Annotated in this window: 19 protein-coding genes; 7 read left to right on the top strand and 12 right to left on the bottom strand. The window is 63.9% G+C overall.

What is annotated here, in order from left to right; genetic code table 11:
- Positions 1-86: 86 nt before the first annotated feature.
- Together IFT57_RS20390 and IFT57_RS20385 are read right to left on the bottom strand one after the other, a co-directional pair.
- Complete coding sequence (locus IFT57_RS20390) at positions 87-470, bottom strand: PaaI family thioesterase (protein ID WP_122715939.1); 384 nt, start codon at positions 468-470, stop codon at positions 87-89.
- Positions 470-2,788 carry a Tex family protein gene (locus tag IFT57_RS20385; protein WP_122796215.1) on the bottom strand — a complete coding sequence of 773 codons (2,319 nt, stop codon included), beginning with the start codon at positions 2,786-2,788 and terminating at the stop codon, positions 470-472. Before IFT57_RS20385 ends, IFT57_RS20390 begins: the two co-directional genes overlap by 1 nt.
- A 217-nt stretch (positions 2,789-3,005) precedes the next feature.
- Here IFT57_RS20385 and ompR point away from each other — a divergent pair, with 217 nt between their 5' ends.
- Positions 3,006-3,746 carry an osmolarity response regulator transcription factor OmpR gene (gene ompR / locus IFT57_RS20380; RefSeq protein WP_122479845.1) on the top strand — a complete coding sequence of 247 codons (741 nt, stop codon included), beginning with the start codon at positions 3,006-3,008 and terminating at the stop codon, positions 3,744-3,746.
- Positions 3,747-3,860: 114 nt separating this feature from the next.
- Positions 3,861-5,174, top strand: a complete 1,314-nt coding sequence (locus IFT57_RS20375) for an ATP-binding protein (protein WP_122716139.1) — start codon at positions 3,861-3,863, stop codon at positions 5,172-5,174.
- 60 nt (positions 5,175-5,234) lie between these two features.
- On the opposite strand, the gene rimK is transcribed toward IFT57_RS20375, so the two are convergent.
- Together rimK and rimB are read right to left on the bottom strand one after the other, a co-directional pair.
- The gene (gene rimK / locus IFT57_RS20370; RefSeq protein ID WP_122479844.1) at positions 5,235-6,140 is read right to left on the bottom strand and encodes a 30S ribosomal protein S6--L-glutamate ligase; all 906 of its coding nucleotides are present in this window, start codon (positions 6,138-6,140) and stop codon (positions 5,235-5,237) included.
- Positions 6,137-6,619 carry a retropepsin-like aspartic endopeptidase RimB gene (rimB, locus tag IFT57_RS20365; protein ID WP_043192313.1) on the bottom strand — a complete coding sequence of 161 codons (483 nt, stop codon included), beginning with the start codon at positions 6,617-6,619 and terminating at the stop codon, positions 6,137-6,139. The genes rimK and rimB overlap by 4 nt, the downstream gene beginning before the upstream one ends.
- Before the next feature lie 187 nt (positions 6,620-6,806).
- Between rimB and IFT57_RS20360 the strand changes: the two genes are divergently transcribed.
- Positions 6,807-7,211 (top strand): RNA-binding S4 domain-containing protein, encoded by a 405-nt coding sequence (locus IFT57_RS20360; RefSeq protein WP_122479843.1) that lies wholly within the window; start codon positions 6,807-6,809, stop codon positions 7,209-7,211.
- A 116-nt stretch (positions 7,212-7,327) separates the two neighbouring features.
- Here IFT57_RS20360 and IFT57_RS20355 read toward each other — a convergent pair whose 3' ends face one another.
- A complete protein-coding gene (locus IFT57_RS20355) occupies positions 7,328-8,125 on the bottom strand; it encodes a phosphatase PAP2 family protein (protein WP_192152489.1) in 798 nt (265 codons plus the stop codon).
- Positions 8,126-8,231: 106 nt separating this feature from the next.
- Here IFT57_RS20355 and hslO point away from each other — a divergent pair, with 106 nt between their 5' ends.
- Both hslO and IFT57_RS20345 read left to right on the top strand, forming a co-directional pair.
- Positions 8,232-9,134 (top strand): Hsp33 family molecular chaperone HslO, encoded by a 903-nt coding sequence (gene hslO / locus IFT57_RS20350; RefSeq protein ID WP_192152488.1) that lies wholly within the window; start codon positions 8,232-8,234, stop codon positions 9,132-9,134.
- Between the two features lie 179 nt (positions 9,135-9,313).
- The gene (locus IFT57_RS20345) at positions 9,314-10,855 is read left to right on the top strand and encodes a phosphoenolpyruvate carboxykinase (RefSeq protein WP_192152487.1); all 1,542 of its coding nucleotides are present in this window, start codon (positions 9,314-9,316) and stop codon (positions 10,853-10,855) included.
- A gap of 121 nt (positions 10,856-10,976) precedes the next feature.
- On the opposite strand, the gene IFT57_RS20340 is transcribed toward IFT57_RS20345, so the two are convergent.
- From IFT57_RS20340 to yrfG, 5 genes are all read right to left on the bottom strand, one after another.
- Complete coding sequence (locus tag IFT57_RS20340) at positions 10,977-11,450, bottom strand: glycine zipper 2TM domain-containing protein (protein WP_122796220.1); 474 nt, start codon at positions 11,448-11,450, stop codon at positions 10,977-10,979.
- A 295-nt stretch (positions 11,451-11,745) separates the two neighbouring features.
- On the bottom strand, positions 11,746-14,082 hold the full coding sequence (locus tag IFT57_RS20335; protein WP_192050014.1) for an FdhF/YdeP family oxidoreductase: 2,337 nt from the start codon (positions 14,080-14,082) through the stop codon (positions 11,746-11,748).
- Complete coding sequence (fdhD, locus tag IFT57_RS20330; RefSeq protein WP_192152486.1) at positions 14,079-14,930, bottom strand: formate dehydrogenase accessory sulfurtransferase FdhD; 852 nt, start codon at positions 14,928-14,930, stop codon at positions 14,079-14,081. The genes IFT57_RS20335 and fdhD overlap by 4 nt, the downstream gene beginning before the upstream one ends.
- A gap of 94 nt (positions 14,931-15,024) precedes the next feature.
- Complete coding sequence (locus IFT57_RS20325) at positions 15,025-15,900, bottom strand: LysR family transcriptional regulator (RefSeq protein WP_122715930.1); 876 nt, start codon at positions 15,898-15,900, stop codon at positions 15,025-15,027.
- A gap of 71 nt (positions 15,901-15,971) precedes the next feature.
- Positions 15,972-16,634, bottom strand: coding sequence for a GMP/IMP nucleotidase (gene yrfG, locus IFT57_RS20320; protein WP_192152485.1), 663 nt, complete (start codon positions 16,632-16,634; stop codon positions 15,972-15,974).
- Positions 16,635-16,725: 91 nt separating this feature from the next.
- On the opposite strand from yrfG, the gene nudE reads away from it, so the two are divergent.
- Together nudE and cysQ are read left to right on the top strand one after the other, a co-directional pair.
- The gene (gene nudE, locus IFT57_RS20315; protein WP_122479834.1) at positions 16,726-17,292 is read left to right on the top strand and encodes an ADP compounds hydrolase NudE; all 567 of its coding nucleotides are present in this window, start codon (positions 16,726-16,728) and stop codon (positions 17,290-17,292) included.
- Positions 17,289-18,128, top strand: coding sequence for a 3'(2'),5'-bisphosphate nucleotidase CysQ (gene cysQ, locus IFT57_RS20310; RefSeq protein WP_192152484.1), 840 nt, complete (start codon positions 17,289-17,291; stop codon positions 18,126-18,128). Before nudE ends, cysQ begins: the two co-directional genes overlap by 4 nt.
- Before the next feature lie 23 nt (positions 18,129-18,151).
- Here cysQ and IFT57_RS20305 read toward each other — a convergent pair whose 3' ends face one another.
- Positions 18,152-19,534, bottom strand: a complete 1,383-nt coding sequence (locus IFT57_RS20305; protein WP_192152483.1) for a sigma-54-dependent transcriptional regulator — start codon at positions 19,532-19,534, stop codon at positions 18,152-18,154.
- The gene (locus tag IFT57_RS20300; RefSeq protein WP_122796227.1) at positions 19,531-21,345 is read right to left on the bottom strand and encodes a sensor histidine kinase; all 1,815 of its coding nucleotides are present in this window, start codon (positions 21,343-21,345) and stop codon (positions 19,531-19,533) included. Before IFT57_RS20300 ends, IFT57_RS20305 begins: the two co-directional genes overlap by 4 nt.
- Positions 21,346-21,384: the final 39 nt, after the last annotated feature.

Below are 21,384 nucleotides of genomic sequence, written 5' to 3'. Positions count from 1 at the left end.
TGGTCTCGATCGGGCAGGGTACAGGCCGTACTGCGCTCGACATGGCCTGCGCCGTGCCGAAATTACCGCATAACGGCCCCTTCGGGCTAGAGAACCACGAAGGTACCTTGTGCTTTTGCCATCAGTTTTTCGCCCTGGAGCACGTCGGCCTCGACCACCATCGTGCGCCGACCGGCGTGCAATACCTGGGCCTTGCAGATCACCTCACCTTCTGACACCGCGCGAAGGTAATTGATCTTGCATTCGAGCGTGACACTTCGATTATCGAAACCGTGTGCAGTGGAGCACGCCAGGCCCATGGCAATGTCGACCAGGCTGAAGATGGCGCCACCGTGCATCACCTGCCCGCGGTTGCGCAGGTGCGCGGCCAGCGGCAGCGCCACCTCGGCCACGCCGGCGTCCAGGCGCCGCACCTCGCAGCCGAGGTTGCGAAAGTAGGCGCTCTGGGTCAACTCGTCGTCGACCTGCATCAGCGTTTCTTCAGTTGCTTGGCATTGGCGAACAACGACGCCATGGCACCATTGGCCGGGGCGGCGGGCTCCTTGGCGCGTGCCGGAGCAGCCTGCTGGCGGGCGGCGGCACCGGGACGGCTGCCGCGCGCACCGTCGATCTTCTCGCCCGGTGTATCGCCCATGCGCATCGACAGCCCTACGCGTTTGCGCGGAATGTCCACTTCCATCACCTTGACCTTGACCACGTCGCCAGCCTTCACCGCTTCACGCGGGTCCTTGATGAATTTTTCCGACAGTGCAGAGATGTGCACCAGGCCGTCCTGGTGGACGCCGATATCGACGAACGCGCCGAAGTTGGTCACGTTGGTGACCACGCCTTCGAGCACCATGCCCAGTTGCAGGTCCTTGAGGTCTTCGACACCGTCCTGGAATTCGGCGGTCTTGAACCCGGGGCGAGGATCGCGGCCGGGCTTGTCCAATTCCTGCAGGATGTCGGTGACGGTGGGCAGGCCAAAGGTTTCGTCGGTGAATTTTTTCGGATCGAGGCGCTTGAGGAAGCCGCTGTCACCGATCAGCGAGCGAATGTCGCGGTCGGTGCCCGCGGCAATGCGCTGCACCAGCAGGTAGGCCTCGGGGTGCACGGCCGAGGCGTCCAGCGGGTTGTCGCCGTTCATCACACGCAGGAAGCCGGCTGCCTGTTCGAAGGTTTTTTCGCCCAGGCGCGAGACTTTCTTCAGCGCCGCACGGGTTCTGAAAGCACCATGCTCGTCGCGGTGGGCGACGATGTTCTGTGCCAATGTGGCGTTGAGCCCGGAAATGCGCGCGAGCAGCGCCACGGACGCGGTGTTGACGTCCACGCCCACGGCGTTCACGCAGTCCTCGACCACGGCGTCCAGGCCCCGCGCCAGCTTGAGCTGCGAGACATCATGCTGATACTGGCCGACGCCGATGGATTTCGGATCGATCTTGACCAGTTCGGCCAGCGGATCCTGCAGGCGGCGGGCGATGGAGACCGCACCGCGGATAGACACGTCCAGATCGGGAAACTCGCGCGCCGCCAGCTCCGAGGCCGAATACACCGACGCACCGGCTTCGGACACCATGACCTTGGTCATTTTCAGACCTGGGTATTTCTTGATCAGCTCGGCCGCCAGCTTGTCGGTCTCGCGGCTGGCAGTGCCATTGCCGATGGCAATCAGGTCCACGGCATGCTTGGCGCACAGCGCGGCCAGCGTGGCGAGGGTCTGGTCCCACTTGTTGTGCGGCACGTGCGGATACACCGTGGCGTGATCGAGCAGCTTGCCGGTGGCATCCACCACCGCGACCTTGCAGCCCGTGCGCAGGCCCGGGTCCAGACCCAGGGTGGCGCGCGGCCCCGCCGGGGCGGCCAGCAGCAGGTCATGCAGGTTGTGTGCGAAAACGTTGATGGCCTCGCTTTCGGCGTTCTCGCGCAGCTCGCTCAGCAGGTCGGTTTCCAGGTGTGTGTAGAGCTTGACCTTCCAGGTCCAGCGCACCACTTCGCCGAGCCATTTGTCGGCGGCCCGCTGCTGGTTTTTCACGCCGAAACGCTCGGCGATCATCATCTCGCATGGGTGCAGGGTACCCGGCAATTCGTCGCCTACCTTCAGCGAAGAACCGAGGATGCCCTCGTTGCGCCCGCGGAAGATCGCCAGGGCGCGGTGCGAAGGCATGCTCTTGAGCGGTTCGTCATGCTCGAAGTAGTCGCGGAACTTGGCGCCTTCCTCTTCCTTGCCGGCCAGCACCCGCGCGCTGAGCACGGCTTCCTGCTTGAGGAACCCGCGCAGCTTGGCCAATAGCGTGGCGTCCTCGGCGAAGCGCTCCATCAGGATGTACTTGGCGCCTTCCAGCGCAGCCTTGGTATCGAGCACCCCTTTGTCGCTGTCGACGAACCGTGCCGCCTCCGCTTCCGGGGTCAGCTCAGGGTCGCCGAACAGGCGGTCGGCCAGCTCGCCGAGGCCGGCTTCCAGGGCGATCTGGCCCTTGGTGCGGCGCTTCTGCTTGTACGGCAGGTAAAGGTCTTCCAGACGTGTCTTGGTGTCGGCCTGCTTGATCTCGCGAGCCAGCTCGGGGGTCAGCTTGCCCTGCTCCTCAATGCTGGCGAGGATACTCGCCCGGCGCTCGTCGAGTTCGCGCAGATAGCGCAGGCGCTCTTCGAGGTGACGCAGCTGGGTGTCGTCCAGGCTGCCGGTCACTTCCTTGCGGTAACGAGCGATGAAAGGCACGGTCGAACCTTCATCCAGCAGTGCGACGGCCGCTTCGACCTGTTGAGGGCGGACGCCGAGTTCCTCGGCGATGCGGCTGTTTATGCTGATCATGATAACCACCTGAAAAATGTTGGGTACAAGGTGCAATCCCCGCCGAGCCCGGCTGACGAGCCGCGCAGTATACCCAGCGACATCGCTGCGGCGCGAACCCGACGCCTGGACGATGGAGGATTGTGACTGGCGGCCCAGGAAAAATCTGCTAACAATGCACACGGCACGAGCGTCGGCAGCTACGCCATAATGCGCGCCGAGATCAGAGGAGCAACCCATGAGCAGTACCGCACAAGCAGCCGAAGGTGAAAAGATCCTCATCGTTGACGACGATCCGGGGCTGAGCAGCCTGCTGGAGCGATTCTTCACCAGCAAAGGCTACCGTGCGCGCGCCGTGCCCAATGTCGAGCAAATGGATCGCCTGCTGGCTCGCGAAGTGTTCCATCTGGTTGTCTTGGACTTGATGCTGCCCGGTGAAGACGGCCTGTCTGCCTGCCGCCGCCTGCGTGCCAGCAACAACCAGGTCCCGATCATCATGTTGACCGCCAAAGGTGACGAACTCAGCCGGATCAAGGGTCTGGAGCTGGGCGCAGATGACTACCTGGCCAAGCCCTTCAACCCGGATGAACTGATGGCGCGCGTGAAAGCCGTGCTGCGTCGCCAGTCGGCGCCGGTTCCGGGTGCTCCGGGCAGCGAGGACGAGTCGGTCTCCTTCGGCGACTACGAGCTTTCCCTGGCCACCCGCGAGCTCAAGCGCGGCGACGAAGTGCACATGCTGACCACCGGCGAATTTGCCGTGCTCAAGGCGCTGGTGATGAACGCGCGCCAGCCATTGACCCGCGACAAGCTGATGAACCTGGCCCGCGGACGTGAATGGGATGCCCTAGAGCGCTCCATCGACGTACAGATTTCGCGGCTGCGCCGCATGATCGAGCCCGACCCCTCCAAGCCTCGCTACATTCAAACGGTCTGGGGTGTGGGCTACGTGTTCGTACCCGATGGCAACGCTGCCCGGTAGACTGCCGGGGTTTTTGTAGGAGCGATATCCTGAATCACTCGTTGATTCGGGATGTTCGTCATCCACAATGTCTGCGAGCCTGCTCGCTCCTGCAACGTATGTGATCGCCGCGCAATGAAAACCCCTGTCTGGTTCCCCCAAAGCTTCTTCGCCCGAACCCTCTGGCTGGTGCTGGTCGTCGTCCTGTTTTCGAAGGCCCTCACCCTGGTCTACCTGTTGATGAACGAAGACGTGCTGGTCGACCGCCAGTACAGTCACGGCGTGGCTTTGACCCTGCGCGCCTACTGGGCAGCGGACGAGAACAACCGTGACCAGATCGCCGATGCGGCAGGTCTGATCCGGGTCGTCGGCGGCGGTGTGCCGGAAGGCGAGCAGCACTGGCCGTACAGTGAAATCTACCAGCGCCAGATGCAGGCCGAACTGGGCGAGGACACTGAAGTGCGCTTGCGTGTCCATGCCCCGCCTGCGTTGTGGGTGCGTGCGCCGAGCCTGGGCGCGGGCTGGTTGAAAGTACCCCTGTACCCACATCCGTTGCGCGGGCAGAAGATCTGGAGCGTGCTGGGCTGGTTCCTGGCAATCGGCCTGCTGTCGACCGCATCGGCCTGGATCTTCGTGCGTCAGCTGAATCAGCCGCTCAAGCGCCTGGTGTTCGCCGCCCGGCAATTGGGGCAGGGCCGCAGCGTGCGCCTGCCGGTGAGCGACACGCCCAGCGAAATGACCGAGGTGTACCGTGCGTTCAACCAGATGGCCGAGGACGTCGAACAGGCCGGCCGCGAGCGCGAGTTGATGCTTGCCGGGGTATCCCACGACCTGCGCACGCCACTGACACGCTTGCGGCTGTCACTGGAACTGATGACCTCGGACAACGAATTCACCCCCGACATGGTCCGCGACATCGAGGACATGGACGCGATTCTCGATCAATTCCTGGCTTTCATTCGCGACGGCCGTGACGAAAGCGTCGAGGTCGTCGATCTGGGGAGCCTGGTGCAGGAAGTGGTCGCGCCCTATAACCAGGCAGAAGAACAGGTACTGCTTCGCCTGGAACCGATCCCGCCGTTCCCGCTGCGCCGGGTATCGATGAAGCGCCTGCTGAACAACCTGATCGGCAACGCCCTCTACCATGCCGGCAGCGGTGTGGAAGTGGCCGTCCATGTTTCAGGAGACGACAACGCGCCCTATGTGGTGCTCAGTGTGGTGGACCGGGGAGCAGGTATCGATCCGGGCGAACTGGCCGGCATCTTCGACCCGTTCATCCGCGGAGATCGCGCGCGCAGTGGCAAGGGCACCGGACTGGGCCTGGCGATCGTCAAGCGCATCGCCGCCATGCATGGCGGCAACGTAGAGCTGCGCAATCGTTCGACGGGTGGGCTGGAGGCGCGCGTGAGGCTGCCGCTGGGCCTGATGCTGCCCAGGGATGCCGTGTAGGACAGCCGCTGCGCAGGGGATGCCGTTCGCCGACGCTGGCCGAACGGCGGGGTCGCGGTTCTAGCCCTTGCCCTTGGTACGGGTCATGTTCGGGCCGCTGTTCTTTTCGATGTGTTCGATGATCATCCCGGCCACGTCCTTGCCGGTGGTCACCTCGATGCCTTCCAGGCCGGGTGATGAATTCACCTCCATCACCAGCGGGCCGTGGTTGGAACGCAGGATATCCACGCCGGCAACACTGAGCCCCATCACCTTGGCGGCGCGGATCGCGGTCATGCGCTCTTCGGGGGTGATCTTGATCAGGCTGGCACAGCCACCGCGGTGCAGGTTGGAGCGAAACTCGCCGGGCCTGGCCTGGCGCTTCATCGCGGCGATGACTTTGTCACCCACCACGAAGCAGCGAATGTCGGCACCGCCAGCCTCCTTGATGTACTCCTGAACCATGATGTTCTGCTTGAGGCCCATGAACGCTTCGATCACCGATTCGGCCGCGTTGGTGGTTTCACACAGGACCACGCCGATGCCCTGGGTGCCTTCGAGCACCTTGATCACCAGGGGCGCGCCGTTGACCATGCTGATCAGGTCGGGGATGTCGTCCGGCGAGTGGGCGAAGCCGGTGACGGGCAGGCCGATGCCGCGCCGCGACAGCAGCTGCAGCGAGCGTAGCTTGTCTCGCGAGCGGGCGATGGCCACCGATTCGTTCAGCGGAAAGACGTCCATCATTTCGAACTGACGCAGCACCGCACAGCCATAGAACGTTACCGACGCGCCGATGCGCGGAATGACCGCATCGAAGCCCTGCAGCGGTTTGCCCCGGTAGTGGATCTGCGGTTTGTGACTGGCGATGTTCATATACGCGCGCAGCGTGTCGATCACCACCATTTCATGGCCACGGGCAGTACCGGCTTCGACCAGACGACGAGTGGAATACAGACGCGGATTGCGCGACAGCACAGCGATCTTCATGCAACACCTGTGGCAGAGGTAGTAGAGGCCGGGAACACCGGCTTGTCTTGAACGTAGGTGACGCCCGGGTTCACGACCAGTTGGCCATGGACCAGCGCCTTGGACCCAAGCAGCAGGCGGTAACGCATGGATTTACGGCAGGCCAGGGTGAATTCGACCGTCCAGACCCGGTCGCCCAGGGCCAGGGTGGTCTTGATCACGTAGCGCGTCTGCGCGTGGCCATTGGAGCTCTTGATGGTTTTCATGGCCACCAGCGGCGCTTCGCAACGCCGGTGGCGCAGCTGTACCACGGTGCCCAGATGAGCGGTGAAGCGCACCCATTTTTCGCCGGCACGGGTGAACGGCTCGATGTCCGTGGCGTGCAGGCTGGAGGTGCTGGCGCCGGTATCGATCTTGGCGCGCAGGCCGGCGACACCCAGATCGGGCAGCGCCACCCACTCGCGCAGACCGATAACGGTCAGATGGTCAAATGTCTTCAAATCGGCAAACCGCAAGAGGTAGGGATGGACCCGTATACACAAGCTTCAGACCGGCGCGAACTGGATCAATTCAACCCAGCCCGACGCCGCTTGGCAAGCATGCGTGCACTGTAATCGCAAAGACCGCCGCTTGCATCCGACAGGCACGGTAGTACAGTTTGATGACGGCATTTCGCGAGGTGAGCCTGTGGCACAGAAGCACAAGCAGGAAGAAGAGGAAAAGGTCCGTCTGGACAAATGGTTGTGGGCTGCGCGTTTCTACAAGACGCGTGCCCTGGCCAAGGAAGCGATCGAGAGCGGCAAGGTGCATTACCGTGGCGAGCGCTGCAAGCCGGGCAAGGAGCCGCACGTGGGCGATGAGTTGCAGATACGCACCGGTTTCGATGAGCGCAGCGTGATCATCGAGGCGCTGTCAATCGTGCGCCGTGGGGCGCCGGAAGCGCAGACGCTCTACCGCGAGACCGAACAGAGCCAGGCCAGACGCGAGGCAGCGGCGGCCATGCGCAAGGCCGGAGCCCTGGGCGTTACCACCGATGGCAAGCCTTCGAAGAAGCAGCGTCGGCAGTTGTTCAGTTTTCGCTCAGTGGATTGATGCAGCGCAGTGCTGGCCTCTTCGCGGGCAGAGCCCGCTCCCACAAGGAAAAAACTGTGGGAGCGGGGCGGGTGGGAGCGGGCTCTGCCCGCGAAGAGGCCAGCACAGACACCGCATCACCCTGCGACGATACTCAACCGGCACAGCACCGGCAGCTTCGCCAGCAGCCTGAACAGTGGCTCGGTGATACGTACCAGCCACTGTGAAGTGTGGGCCGCGAAGGGTGTGTAATAACCCCATCCCAGCGCCCAGACGGCCATCAACACGCCACCGATGTAGTCGTCCTGCCCCCAGTGGGCGCCAGCCACCAAACGCGGCAGCATGAACAGCACGGCCAGGGCCCAGATGCACAGCCACTGCCCAAGCCTGCGGGTACAGGCGCTCATGAACAGCGCCCAGATCAGCAGCACCGAGGCGTGGTCGCCCGGAAAGCTCTGACTGGAGCGGTCCTTGAGCTCCCAGTGACGTTCCAGGTTCGGGTACCAGTCGCTGAGCAATACCGGGTCGGCCAATACCATGCTCGGGCTGTCATGGTCCCAGCCCATTGCGTGTATCCACTTGGAAAACAGCGCGCGCACCACCACTAAGAGCAACAGCACGGCCATGAAACCGAAAAAGGCCTGGCGAACCTGGTGCACCTTGAACACCCAATTGCCGCGAATCAGCAGCGCCAGCATGATCACCCCGACCACGATATCGAAGGGGCGCAGGCTGCCCAGGGTCCAGGTATAACGCCAGGCCGGATTGCTGGCCAAGGGCGCGTTGAGCAGGCGAAACAGCCATTCGTCGAATGCTGTACACAAATGATGGCCAATAGGCCATAACCAGAAGCACAACAGCACGATCGGGATTGTATTGCACAGCAGCAAGCCGCTAACGTTCCACCTGGCTTGGAACAGCGGGGCTTTGTTCATAAGATACCTCTACATCTACAGGGCAGTGAGCGGTCAAGCGAACGCTCTGAAGCGGGCTTTATAAAAGCCGCTACACATTTTGTCACCATTCTCAGATACTGGAATTATGCACGATCTTCCTGAAGCCGATTTCACCCAACGCTTTATTTTCGATGACGCCGATGTACGCGGTGAGGCGGTAGCATTGGAACGCAGCTATGCCGAGGTCCTGGCCAAGCACGACTATCCGTTGCCGGTGCAGTTGCTGCTGGGCGAGTTCATGGCTGCCGCGGCCCTGCTGGTAGGTACGCTCAAGTTCGACGGTTTGCTGATCCTGCAGGCCCGTTCCGAAGGGCCAGTGCCACTGTTGATGATCGAATGCTCCAGCGAACGCGAGATTCGCGGCCTGGCTCGCTTCCACGCCGAGCAGATCAGCGACACCGACGGCCTGCCTGAGTTGATGCCCGCCGGAACCCTGGCGATGACCATCGACCCTACCGAAGGTCAGCGCTATCAAGGCATCGTGGAGTTGGAAGGTGCCGATCTGTCGGCAAGCTTCTCGAATTATTTCGCCCTCTCCGAACAGCTCGGCACGCGCTTCTGGCTCAAGGCCGATGGCCAGCGTGCCCGTGGCCTGCTGTTGCAGCAATTGCCTGCCGCTGTGATCAAGGACGAGGACGACCGCGCCGAGAGCTGGAAGACCGCCATCACCCTGGCCGATACCCTCAATGCCGAAGAGCTGTTGGGTCTGGACAACGAAACCGTGCTGTACCGCCTGTATCACGAGCAGGCACTGCGGCTTTTCGATGCCCAGCCGATTCGGTTCCGCTGCAGTTGTTCCAGGGAGCGTTCGGCACGAGCGCTCGTCAGCCTGGGGCACGACGATGCACGCGAGTTGCTCAAGGAGCATGGTGGTACGGTGGAAATCGACTGCCAGTTCTGCAACCAGCGCTACTTGTTTGACGCCACCGACGTCGATCAACTCTTCAGTGGTGCTGGTGTCGACGCTCCGTCAGATACCCGTCACTGAAGCGATTTAGTCTCGCTAAATGAAGAAAAACACGCCGGAATAACGCCGTTACCGACCGGAGGACGCTATTCTTTTCGAGCGTTTCTGGCATAATCCGGCCCACTTTTTAGCTGTAGTGGTTGTTGTAAACTTACTACAAAATGTTTGGAACACTCGGCCCAGAGCCGACGGGGAACCTCATGACGCAAGCCAAGAACGCCGTGTACGCCGATCTGACTGTAGACGATCTGGTTAAAGAAGCCCTGAACCGTGGTGAAGGCGAGCTTGCCGATACCGGTGCTCTGGTAGTGCGTACCGGTCATCGCACCGGTCGTTCGCCAGTCGACCGCTTCATCGTTGAAGAGCCCACCACGCAGGACGCCATTGCCTGGGGCCCGATCAACCGCAAATTCCCGGCCGACAAGTTCGATGCCCTGTGGGATCGTGTCGAAGCCTACCTGGGCGAGCGTGAGCGGTTCGTTTCCCATGTCCATGTAGGGTCCGATCCGGCGCACTACCTGCCGGTCAAGATGACTACCCAGACCGCCTGGCACAACCTGTTCGGACGTTGCCTGTTCATCAACCCCGAGCAGTACAACGGCGGTAGCAAGGACGAATGGCAGGTGCTCAACGCGCCTGAGTTCGAGTGCGTTCCCGAGCGCGACGGCACCAACTCCGACGGCACCGTGATCATCAATTTCGCGGCTCGCAAGGTGCTGATCGCAGGCATGCGCTATGCCGGCGAAATGAAGAAAGCAATGTTCTCGGTGCAGAACTTCCTGCTGCCGGCTGCCGACGTGCTGCCGATGCACTGTGCCGCGAACATGGGCGAAGACGGCGACGTCACCCTGTTCTTCGGTCTGTCGGGCACCGGCAAGACCACGCTTTCGGCCGACGAAAGCCGTTACCTGATCGGTGACGACGAGCACGGCTGGGGCGTGGGCGTGGTGTTCAACATCGAAGGCGGTTGCTACGCCAAGTGCATCGACCTGTCCGAGAAGAACGAGCCGGTCATCTGGAAAGCCATCCAGCATGGCGCCGTACTGGAAAACGTCGTGCTCGATGCCGACAAGAAGGCCGACTACGCCGATGACAGCCTGACCCAGAACAGCCGTGCCGCGTACCCGCGCGAGCTGATCGAAAAGCGCGCGCCGAAGAACCTGGGCGGCGAGCCCAATGCGGTGATCTTCCTGACCTGCGACCTGACCGGCGTGCTGCCGCCTGTGTCCATCCTCAGCGAAGAGCAGGCTGCCTATCACTTCCTGTCGGGCTACACCGCACTGGTAGGCTCGACCGAAATGGGCTCAGGCAGCGGCATCAAGTCGACCTTCTCGACCTGCTTTGGCGCACCGTTCTTCCCGCGTCCGGCGGGCGAGTACGCCGAGCTGCTGATCAAGCGTATCCGCGGCTTCGGTTCCAAGGTCTACCTGGTCAATACCGGCTGGACCGGTGGTGGCTACGGCGTTGGCAAGCGCTTCAACATCCCCACCACCCGTGGCGTGATTGCAGCGATCCAGAGCGGCGCCCTGATCGGCACCGAGACCGAGCACCTGGACATCGTCAACCTGGACGTACCGAAGACCGTCCCTGGCGTCGACACCAACCTGCTCAACCCGCGCAACACCTGGGCTGATCCAGCCGCCTACGACGAAGCCGCCAAAGGCCTGGCTTCGCTGTTCATCGAGAACTTCAAGAAGTTCGACGTGAGCGATTCGATCAAGGCTGCCGGTCCGCAGTTGTAAGCGTCTGCTGAAATAAAAAACCGCCCCTTGTGGGCGGTTTTTTTATGGCTCTGGAAAAGCGGAGGGTTAAAGACTTGTGGCTGGAGGCCTTGCAGGCCGCCGCGCTTCCAGAGAGCTCGGCTCAGCGATCGCGCCAGTGCTTGTTGTGGCCGACATGGCGGCCGCGGTCGCGGTGTTTCCATTTGCCGCGGTTGTCGTGGCCGCGGTAATGGCGCCCGTCACGATCGTCGCGATCGTTCGAAGTGCCCATGTAGTTGCCCAGCGCACCACCTGCGCCGCCGCCGGTCGCAGCGCCTACCAGGCCGCCGGTGCTGCCGCCCACGTTGCGGCCTACGACGTTGCCGCCTGCAGCACCCAGCGCGCCACCGATGGCGGCCTGGCCGCGGCTGCGTTTGTCGGCACCGACCGCACTGCCGGCCGCACCGCCCAGGCCTGCGCCAATGGTCGAGCCGGTGCTGCCGCCCAGTTGTTGGCCGACCACCGCGCCCAGTACCCCACCCAATGCGCCCCCTACACCGGCTTCGGTGTTGCTGCCAGCAGAGGCAGCGCCTGTCACCAGGCCAAGGGTCAACAAAAGTATCGAGGGAAATTTCATCGATCAGATCTCAGAGGGATGACGGCGCGACTTTGCAGTGCGATCGGTCAGCCGACAAGCACGATGTGATGGAAAGCACGATGGGTACGCAGTTCCGAGATTCGGAAGTTTCATGGGGAAACTTTGAGCAGAGAGGGTGGTCGCACGTACTTCCGGAGTGGCGTCTTTTTTGGTGAGATCAAGATCAAAAGTGACGCGGCTCGCGCCGCTGCTACAAGGCGTTCGATTTACCCTGTAGAAGCGGCGCAAGCCGCGTTGGCGGCCCACGCGCCGCGACAAGGGGCTGCGCTCAGCATCAGGCGATGCGGGCGCTCGGAGCAGGCTGCTCCAGGCGGATGGCAACGAACTTCGAGGTCGGCGTGCTGCTGCCTTCGCCCACGCTTTCCAGCGGCACCAGCGGGTTCACTTCAGGGTAGTACGCCGCAGCCTGGCCGGCTGGAATGTCGAACGCCAGCAGTGTGAAGCCCTTGACGCGCCGTTCGCGGCCGTCTTCCCAGATCGACACCAGATCGGCTTTCTGCCCCGGACGGAAGCCCAGGCGGATGATGTCGGCCTCATTGGCGAACAACACGTCACGCTGGCCACGCACGCCGCGATAGCGGTCGTCCAGGCCGTAGATGGTGGTGTTGTACTGGTCGTGGGAACGCATCGACTGCATGATCAGGTCCGGCACTTGCCCGGTCGCACGTACGCGCTCATCGATCAGGTCCAGCGGCAGGCGGTTGGGCTTGAAGTTGGCGCGTCCGCTGGGGGTGTTCCAGCGGCGTGCACCGGCGCTGTTGCCCAGGTAGAAACCGCCCGGATGCTTGAGCCGTTGGTTGAAGTCCTTGAAGCCGGGCAGGGTGTCGGCGATCAGATCGCGAATGCGATCGTAATCGCCGATCAGCCAGTTCCAGTCCACCGGCTGCGCACCAAGCGTGGCGGCGGCGATGCCGGCAACGATGGCCGGCTCCGAGCGCATGTGCTTCGACAGCGGCTGCAGTTGGCCATTGGAGGCGTGCACCATGCTGAACGAGTCTTCCACAGTGACCGCTTGTGGGCCTTCGCTCTGGTGGTCGATGTCGGTACGCCCCAGGCAGGGCAGAATCAATGCCTGCTTGCCGTGCATCAGATGGCTGCGGTTGAGCTTGGTGCTGATCTGCACCGTCAGCTCGCAGTTGCGCAGCGCCTGCGCCGTGCGCGGGCTGTCCGGCGTGGCCTGGGCGAAGTTGCCGCCCAGGGCGATGAAGACCTTGGCCCTGCCTTCGGCCATCGCATGGATGGCTTCCACCACGTTATGGCCATTGGTGCGCGGCACATCGAAGCCGAAGCGTTTTTCCAGGGCGTCGAGCAGGAACGCCGGTGGGCGCTCGTTGATGCCCATGGTGCGGTCGCCCTGCACGTTGCTGTGACCCCGTACCGGACACAGGCCGGCACCGGGACGACCGATGTTGCCGCGCAGCAGCATCAGGTTGGAGATTTCCTGAATGGTCGGTACCGAGTGGCGATGCTGTGTGATGCCCATGGCCCAGCACATGATGACGTTCTTGCCCTTGAGGTACATGCGCGCGGCAAGCTCGATGTCCTCCAGCGGCAGGCCGGACTGCTCGACGATGTGCGCCCAAGGCGTGTCATCGATAGCGGCGAGGTATTCCAGCACGGTGGCGGTGTGCTCGTTGAGGAAGTCGTGGTCGAACACCGACGGCGCGTTGTTGGCCTGGGCCTCGCGCTCCCATTGCAGCAGGAACTTGGCCATGCCGCGCATCATCGCCATGTCGCCGCCCAGTGCCGGACGGAAGTAGGCGGTGTTGGTCGGACGGTCACCGTTGGTGAGCATCTCGAGCGGATGCTGGGGGTGCTGGAAGCGCTCCAGGCCCCGCTCCTTGAGCGGGTTGATGCAGACCACCTGGGCGCCGCGCTGGACCGCTTCGCGCAGGGGTTCGAGCATGCGCGGATGGTTGGTGCCGGGGTTCTGCCCCCAGACGAAGATGGCGTCGGCGTGCTCGAAGTCGTCGAACGTCACCGTGCCCTTGCCCACCCCGATGCTCTGCGACAATGCAACGCCGCTGGCTTCGTGGCACATGTTCGAGCAATCGGGAAAGTTGTTGGTGCCGAACGCGCGCACGAACAACTGGTACAGGTAGGCCGCTTCGTTGCTGGCCCGCCCCGAGGTGTAGAACTCGGCCTGGTCGGGGCTTTCGAGGTTGAGCAAATGCTTGGCGACCAGCGCGTACGCATCGTCCCAGGCAATCGGCACGTAGCGGTCGCTGGCAGGGTCGTAGACCATCGGCTCGGTGAGACGGCCCTGGTACTCGAGCCAGTAGTCACTCTGCTCGAGCAGGGAAGTGACGCTGTGCTTGGCGAAGAAGGCCGGGTCGACACGCCGCTTGGTCGCCTCCCAGTTCACCGCCTTGGCGCCGTTTTCGCAGAATTTCACCATGCCGCTTTCCGGCGAATCGCCCCACGCGCAGCCCGGGCAGTCGAAGCCGCCGTTCTGGTTGGTCTTGAGCATGGTGCGGATGTTCTTCAGCGCGTTGTCGCTGCTCAGCCAGAACTGCGTCACGCTGATCAGTGCGCCCCAGCCACCCGCTGCACCCTTGTAGGGCTTGTAGCGGGGAACAGGGGTCTTGTCGGCTTGATTGTGAATGCTCACGCTTGATTCTCCAACGCAGGGCTATAGACCCGCGGCGCGCTGTGCTGCGGCAGGTGAATGAGGTTCAGGTTATGCCGGCGTGCCCATTGCAGGGCCAGGCCGGTAGGCGACGACAGACTGACCAGGGTCTGGATGCCGGCGCGTAATACTTTCTGGATGAGTTCGAGGCTGCAACGGCTGGTGACGATGGCCAGGCCACCGCTGCTGTCGATGTTCTGCCGCACCAGGGCGCCGATCACCTTGTCGAGCGCGTTGTGCCGGCCGATGTCTTCACGGCCCAGCAGCAACGTGCCGCTGGCGTCCATGAACAGCGCCGCATGCACTGCACCGCTGCGCTGCCCCAGCGGCTGGAAAGCACCGATGCGCTGGCGCAGGCCCTCGAGCCACTGCACCGGCGGCAAGTCGGCGCCGGCCAGCACGGCCAGTTCGGGCAGTGCCTGCTCCACGGCTTCGACCCCGCACAGCCCGCAACCGCTGCTGCCGGCCAGTTGCCGACGCTGGGTCTTGAGGTTCCAGAAGGCGCGGTTGGCGATCTGTACCTCGGCGTGGCGTGCCGACCCGTTGCCGCTGAGCTTGATGTCGTAGATTTCATCGGCGTCGGCCACGATGCCGCTGCCGATGCTGAAGCCGGTGACGAAATCTTCGAGATCGGTGGGCGTGACCAGCATCACTGCCTGGCTGATGCCGTTGTAGGCGATCGCCAGCGCCACTTCTTCGGCCAGCGGCGTACTGCCGGGCTCGTCCAGGCTCAAGCTGCAATAACTGTAGGTCTGGCTGGCGATGGGGCTGGCGAGGGGTGCAACCGAGGAAGAAACGGGCACCGCGCTGGCCGGGTGCTTGGCGTTCATGGGAATGGACCGGCAGTGAATTCAGTCTTCAGCCTAGGCGCAGGATGAGCCAGCGTCTAATTGCTATTGCCGATGCGACGATAGACCGCATTGATCATGGCGCGTCATACAGCTTGAAGCACGCTTCGGCCAGTGCCGAACGCGGTGCGGCGCGGCGCATGATCAGCCCCAGCGGTGCCAGCGTGTGGGCGTCGGCGATGGGTTGCAGGCGCAAGTGCTCGGTCAGCCCTTCCAGCCCGCCGGCCAGGGGCATGATGGCGCAGCACAGGCCACCGTGTACGGCCTGGATCAACTGGTGGACGGCGTCGGTTTGCAAGAGCGGTTGTGGGGCCAGCCCGCGGGAGTGGAAATTGTGGTCGATGGACTGGCGAAAGTGCATGCCGGTGGTGAGCATGCCCAGCGGCAGTTCGGTCAGGGCTTCCCAGCTCAGGGCCTGCTCGCCGAAATCATAGTGGCGTTGATCGAACAGCAGGCCCATGCGCGTTTCGCCCAGTGCCCGCGATTCGAAGCGCTCCTGGTCCAGCCGCTCCAGAAACGAGACACCCAGGTCGATGCGGTTGCTCGCCAGTTGCTCGAGGATCTGTTCGGAACTCAGCGAGCTGAGCTCGAAGCGCAGGTTGGGATGCTCGCCGTGCAGGGTGTGCAGCAGTGGCACCGGGTCGAAGCTGGACAGCGGCACCACCCCCAGGCGCAGGGTGCCTACCAGATGCCCGCGACAGGCCGCGGCTTCCGCCTGCAGGCCGTCGTAGGCGGCCAGTACGGTACGCGCCCAGGCCAGCACGCGCTCGCCGGGTGCGGTGAACCCTTCGAAGCGCTGGCCGCGCTTTACCAAGGGCAACTCGAGCTCTTCTTCAAGGTTGCGCAGGCGCATCGACAAGGTCGGCTGGGTGATATGGCAACGCGCTGCGGCCTGGCCGAAATGACGGGTTTCATCCAACGCGATAAGGAATTTGAGTTGCTTGATGTCCATGCTCGCTCCTGGTAGGCGATGCGCAGTATAGCGGCACGCGCGGGCGGTGGGTCCGTGGGCAGCAGGGTGGATCACAGGCCTGCGATGAGCTCGCGGTAATCACCCACCGCCTCGAATTCTTCGGTGTCCTTGGCGCCCTTGCGGCTGTCCGGCTCGCACACCGCCAGCAGATGCTTGACCCCGTAGGCCTGGGCGCTGCGCAGCACCGGCAGGGTGTCGTCGATGAACAGGCTGCGCGCCGGGTCGAAGCCGATGTCGGCCTGCAGGGCGTCCCAGAACTGCGCGTTTTCCTTGGGGTAGCCGTAGTCGTGGGAACTGATCAGCCGTTCGAAATAAGGCGCCAGCTCGATGCGCTCCAGCTTCAGCGACAGCGAGTCGCGGTGGGCGTTGGTGATCATGATCACCCGCTTGCCAGCGCGCTTGATCGCTGCCAGAAATGTATCGGCATCGGCGCGCAGGGCGATCAGGTCGGCCGTCTCCAGTTTCAGCTCGCGCACCGGGATGTTCAGCTCGCGGGTCCAGAAATCCAGGCAGTACCAGTTCAGCTTGCCGGCGTTGTCGGCGAACAGCGGTTGCAGCTCCAGCTTTGCCATGGCCAGGCTGACCCCGTGCAGTTGGGCATAGCGGTGCGGCAGATGTTCGAGCCAGAAATGGTTGTCGTAATGCAGGTCGAGCAAGGTGCCGTCCATGTCCAGCAGGACAGTGTCGATGGTGCTCCAGGCGAGGCGTGGCATAGCGAAGATTCTCGGGCAGTGGTGGATCAAGGGTGGCCTGCCGCAGGCCAAGCCACGGTATAGTAACCCGTTCACGTCCAGGAGCTGCCCGATGCGCCAGAAACCCGAAGTCCTTGCCCGCGAAATCGTCGCCAGTAGTCGCCTGTTCCGTGTCGAAGAAGTGCAGCTGCGCTTCTCCAATGGCGTCGAGCGTACCTACGAGCGTCTGGTGGGGCGCGGCAATGGCTATGGCGCGGTGATGATCGTGGCGATGGCCGATGCCGAGCATGCGCTGCTGGTCGAAGAGTATTGCGGAGGTACCGACGCCTATGAGCTGTCGCTGCCCAAGGGTTTGATCGAGCCGGGCGAGGACGTGCTGGCCGCAGCCGATCGCGAGCTCAAGGAAGAGGCCGGATTCGGCGCCCGCCAACTCGAGCACCTGACCGAGCTGTCGTTGTCGCCCGGCTACATGAGCCAGAAAATCCAGGTGGTTCTGGCCCAAGGGCTGTACGAGGAGCAGCTCGAGGGCGACGAGCCGGAGCCGATGCGGGTCGAGCGGGTGAACCTGCGCGAGCTGGCCAGTTTGGCCCAGCATCCGCAGTTCTCCGAAGGCCGCGCACTGGCTGCCCTGTACCTGGCGCGCGACCTGCTGATCCAGCGTGGAGTGTTCAGCCTGTGAGCGATCTCGAACGTCTGTTGCCAGAAGTGGTAGCGCTGGCCCATCGGGCTGGCGCGGCGATCCTGCCGTTCTGGCGGGCCGATGTGCAGGTCATGGCCAAGGTCGACCAGTCGCCGGTCACTGCGGCCGATCTCGCCGCGCATCACGTCATCGTCGATGGGTTGAAGGCGTTGGCACCGGATATCCCGATCCTCTCCGAAGAAGATGCGGACATCGCGCTCGACGTGCGCGAGCAATGGACCCGCTGGTGGCTGGTCGATCCACTGGACGGCACCAAGGAATTCATCAACGGCAGCGAGGAATTCACCGTCAACATTGCCTTGATCGAACGTGGCCAGGTGGTGTTCGGCGTGGTCACCGTGCCAACCACGGGCAGTGCCTACTATGGCGGTGCGGGGCTCGGTGCCTGGCACGCCGTGGGCGAGCGGCCGGCGCAACCGATCAGCGTGCGCCGAGCGCCGGCGCCGGGCAGCGCGTTCAGGGTAGTCGCCAGCCGTCGGCATTCCAGCCCTGGGCAGGAGCACTTGCTTGCCGGGTTGGGCGCCGTTGCGGGCCCCCTGGATCTGGTCAGTGTCGGCAGTTCGCTGAAGTTCTGCCTGTTGGCCGAAGGCGCCGCCGATTGCTATCCACGGCTGGCGCCGACTTCGCAATGGGACACGGCTGCCGCCCAGGGTGTGCTCGAAGGTGCTGGCGGCGAGGTGCTGCAGATCGACGGGCAGCCGTTCGTCTATCCTGCCCGCCAGTCGTTGCTCAATCCGTCGTTCCTGGCGCTGCCCAGGGATGTGCCATGGCGCCAGTCGCTGGTGGCGCTGGCGCAGGCCGGGAGTGGGCGCTAGACGGTCGCTGCAGAACCTGGGATTCACTCAGGTTCATCGCCCCCGCCAAAGCTCAGGCCATGCTTGCGCAGCTTGTCGTGCAAGGTCTTGCGTGGAATGCCCAGGGCTTCGGCCAGGCTGCGCACAGAGGTGTGCGAGCGGCTCATCTCGGCCGCGATCAAGGCGCGTTCGAAATGCTCGACCTGTTCGCTGAGCCCGCCGGCGACCGTTCGCGCCATGTCCACCGGGCCCGGCTCGCTGTTGTCCAGTGCCAGCTCGAGCCCCAGGGCGAAGCGCTCGGCGGCGTTCTGCAGCTCGCGCACATTGCCTGGCCAGCTGTGCCGCAACAACAACGCACGCTGGGCGGCAGACAGTTCGTTGGCCAGTACCCCGTGGCGCTCGGCGGCGGCGTCGGCGTAGTACTGGAACAGCGCCAGCACGTCTTCGCCGCGCTCGCGCAACGGCGGAATGCGCAGCGAGGCGACATTGAGGCGGTAATACAGGTCGGCGCGGAAGCGTCCCTGATCGGCGGCCTGGCGCAGATCTTCCTTGGTGGCGGCAATCACCCGGATGTCCAGGCGGATCTGCTGGTTGCCACCCAGGCGTACGACGACGCGCTCCTGCAGCAGACGCAGCAGCTTGACCTGGACATCCAGGCTCATGCTTTCGATTTCGTCGAGAAACAAGGTGCCGCCGTTGGCGAACTCGAACTTGCCGATACGGCGTTTCTGCGCGCCGGTGAAGGCGCCGGGTTCATGGCCGAACAACTCGCTTTCCACCACTGATTCGGCGAGGGCGCCGGCGTTGATCGCCACGAAGGGACCGCTGCGGCGGCTGGACAGGTCGTGCAGGGCGCGCGCCACCACTTCCTTGCCGGCGCCGGTTTCGCCCAGGATCAGCACGTCGGCCTTGGTGCCGGCCAGGGCGCCGATCTGCTCGCGCAAACGCGCCATGGGCGCCGACTGGCCCACCAGGCGCGTGCTCAGCTGCTGGCGATCGCTGAGGGCCATGCGCAGGCTGCGGTTGTCCAGCACCAGTCGGCGCACGGCCAGGCCGCGACGCACGCTGTCGAGCAGTGCATCGCTGGCGAAGGGTTTTTCGAGGAAATCGTAGGCACCGGCGCGCATGGCCTGCACGGCCAGCGGCACGTCGCCATGTCCGGTGATGAGCAGAACCGGCAGTTCGGTGTCGCGGGCGTGTAGTTGTTCGAGCAATTGCAGGCCATCGATACCCGGCATGCGGATGTCGCTGACCACTACACCCGGCCAGTCGCGCTCGATGCGCGCGGACAGGCCCTGGGCATCGGCCAGGGCCAGCACTTTCAGCCCAGCCAGGTCCAGGGTCTGGCTCAAGGCCTGGCGCAGATGGGGATCGTCGTCGATCAGCACGACCTGGATCTTGCTGTCGATGGCGCTGTCGCTGGTCATGCCGATGGGTCCTCGGGAGCTTGCAGGCTGACGCCGGGCTCTCCGGCGCGCAAACGCAGGATCAGCAGGGCACCGCCTTGGGGATGGTTGGACAGCAGCAGTTCGCCGCCCAGCGCGCGCATCAGCGTATCGCAGATCGCCAGGCCCAGGCCAAGTCCCTGCGTGCGCGTCTTGGTGGTGAAGAAGGGTTCACGGGCGCGGGCCATGGCTTCGCTGGTGAAGCCCGGGCCGTTGTCGCGGATGCGCAGTTCGACGCCATCGGCCGTTTGTTCGGCGCTCAGCCACAGGCAGCGTGGGTTGGCCTTTTCGGTCAGGGCATCGAGGGCATTGGCCAGCAGGTTGCCCAGCACCTGGCGCAGTCGGGTTTCGCCGGCCTGCACCCAGAGCGGCGCATCGGGCAGGTCGCGGATAAGCTCGACGGCCATGGCCCGGCGGCGTTTGGCGAGCAGCGCCAGGGCATCGTCGAGTGCCGGCTGCAAAGCGACACTTTCCAGGGCGTGACGGTCGCGCCGGGCAAAGGCGCGCAGGTGGGCGATGATCGAGGCCATGCGCCCGGTAAGTTCGCTGATCAGCTTGAGGTTGCCTCGTGCATCCTCGATGCGCTCGTGATTGAGCAGCACCTCGGTGTTCTCGGCGTAGCTGCGAATGGCCGCCAGGGGCTGGTTGAGCTCGTGGCTGATGCTGGCCGACATGGTGCCCAGCGCCGACAGCTTGCCCGCCTGCACCAGCTCGTCCTGGGCACGCACCAGTTCCTGCTGGGCCTGTTCGCGTTCGAGCACTTCCTGGCGCAGCTTGCTGTTGAGCCCTTCGAGCGCGCTGGTGCGTTCCACCACCCGGGTTTCCAGTTCGTGGCGGGTACGCCCTTCGAACTCGATGCGCTCGAGGTAGTGGCGGCGGCGCTGCATCATCAGGCCGAGCAGCAGCATCAAGGCCAGGAGCAAGGCTCCGCCCACGGCGACGACGGTGCGCACCGGCCGATCCAGCAAGGTCTTGGGAGCGAGGATGCTGACGTTCCAGCCGGTTTCGGCGATGGTGCGCGTTTGCGTGAGCCAGGCGTCGGGGTCCAGGTTCAGCGGCTGTGGGTCGCGGGTGGGGTAGGGCAGGATCGAGACGATGGCCTGGCGCTCGCTGTCGCTGAGCGGACGCGTGGCACGAAAGCGCCATTCAGGGCGCGAGGTCAGGATGACCACGCCGTTGTGGTCGGTGAGCAGCAGCTGTTCAGGCGTCTTGCCCCACAGGGTTTCGGTGTGGTCAAGGTCGACCTTCACCACCAGAACGCCAATGACCTTGTCCTGGTCATGCACGGCGGCGGCAAAGAAGTAGCCGCGCTTGGCCGAGGTGGTGCCGAGCCCGAAGAAGCGCCCCAGGCGCCCGGCCACGGCATCGCTGTAATAGGGGCGGAAAGCGAAGTTGCGGCCGACGAAGCTGTCGCGCTGTTCCCAGTTGGAGGCGGCCAGGGTATTGCCGTCGGCGTCCAGCAGGTACATGACTTCGGCGCCGGTCTGTTCGCGGATGTCCTTGAGCAGGTGGTTGGCGTCGAGGATCGCCTGGGCGTCGCGGGGAGCGGCCAGCAAGGCGCGCAGCGCCGGCAGGTCACCGAGGATCTGCGGCAGGGTTTCGTAGCGGTGCAGGGTGCCCAGCAGGTTGGCGACGTAGAGGTCCAGCGTCTGCCGATTCTGGCTGACCAGTTCGCTTTTGTAATAGCGCTCGGCCAGATGCTCCAGTGGCCACAACAGCGGCGCCAGGCACAGGGCCAGGATCGCCAGGCTGCGCCAGCGGGGTCTGCGAGTGATGGAAGGTCTGGAGGTCATAGGACAACACGCCGGGATTGACCGGCGTATTATGCGCCA

Origin of the sequence: Pseudomonas sp. CFBP 13719 (assembly GCF_014842095.1) — a bacterium.
In the GTDB taxonomy this organism is placed as follows: Bacteria; Pseudomonadota; Gammaproteobacteria; order Pseudomonadales; family Pseudomonadaceae; genus Aquipseudomonas.
The sequence above is the reverse complement of the archived record's forward strand: the minus strand, read 5'-3'. Positions and strand labels throughout refer to the sequence as shown.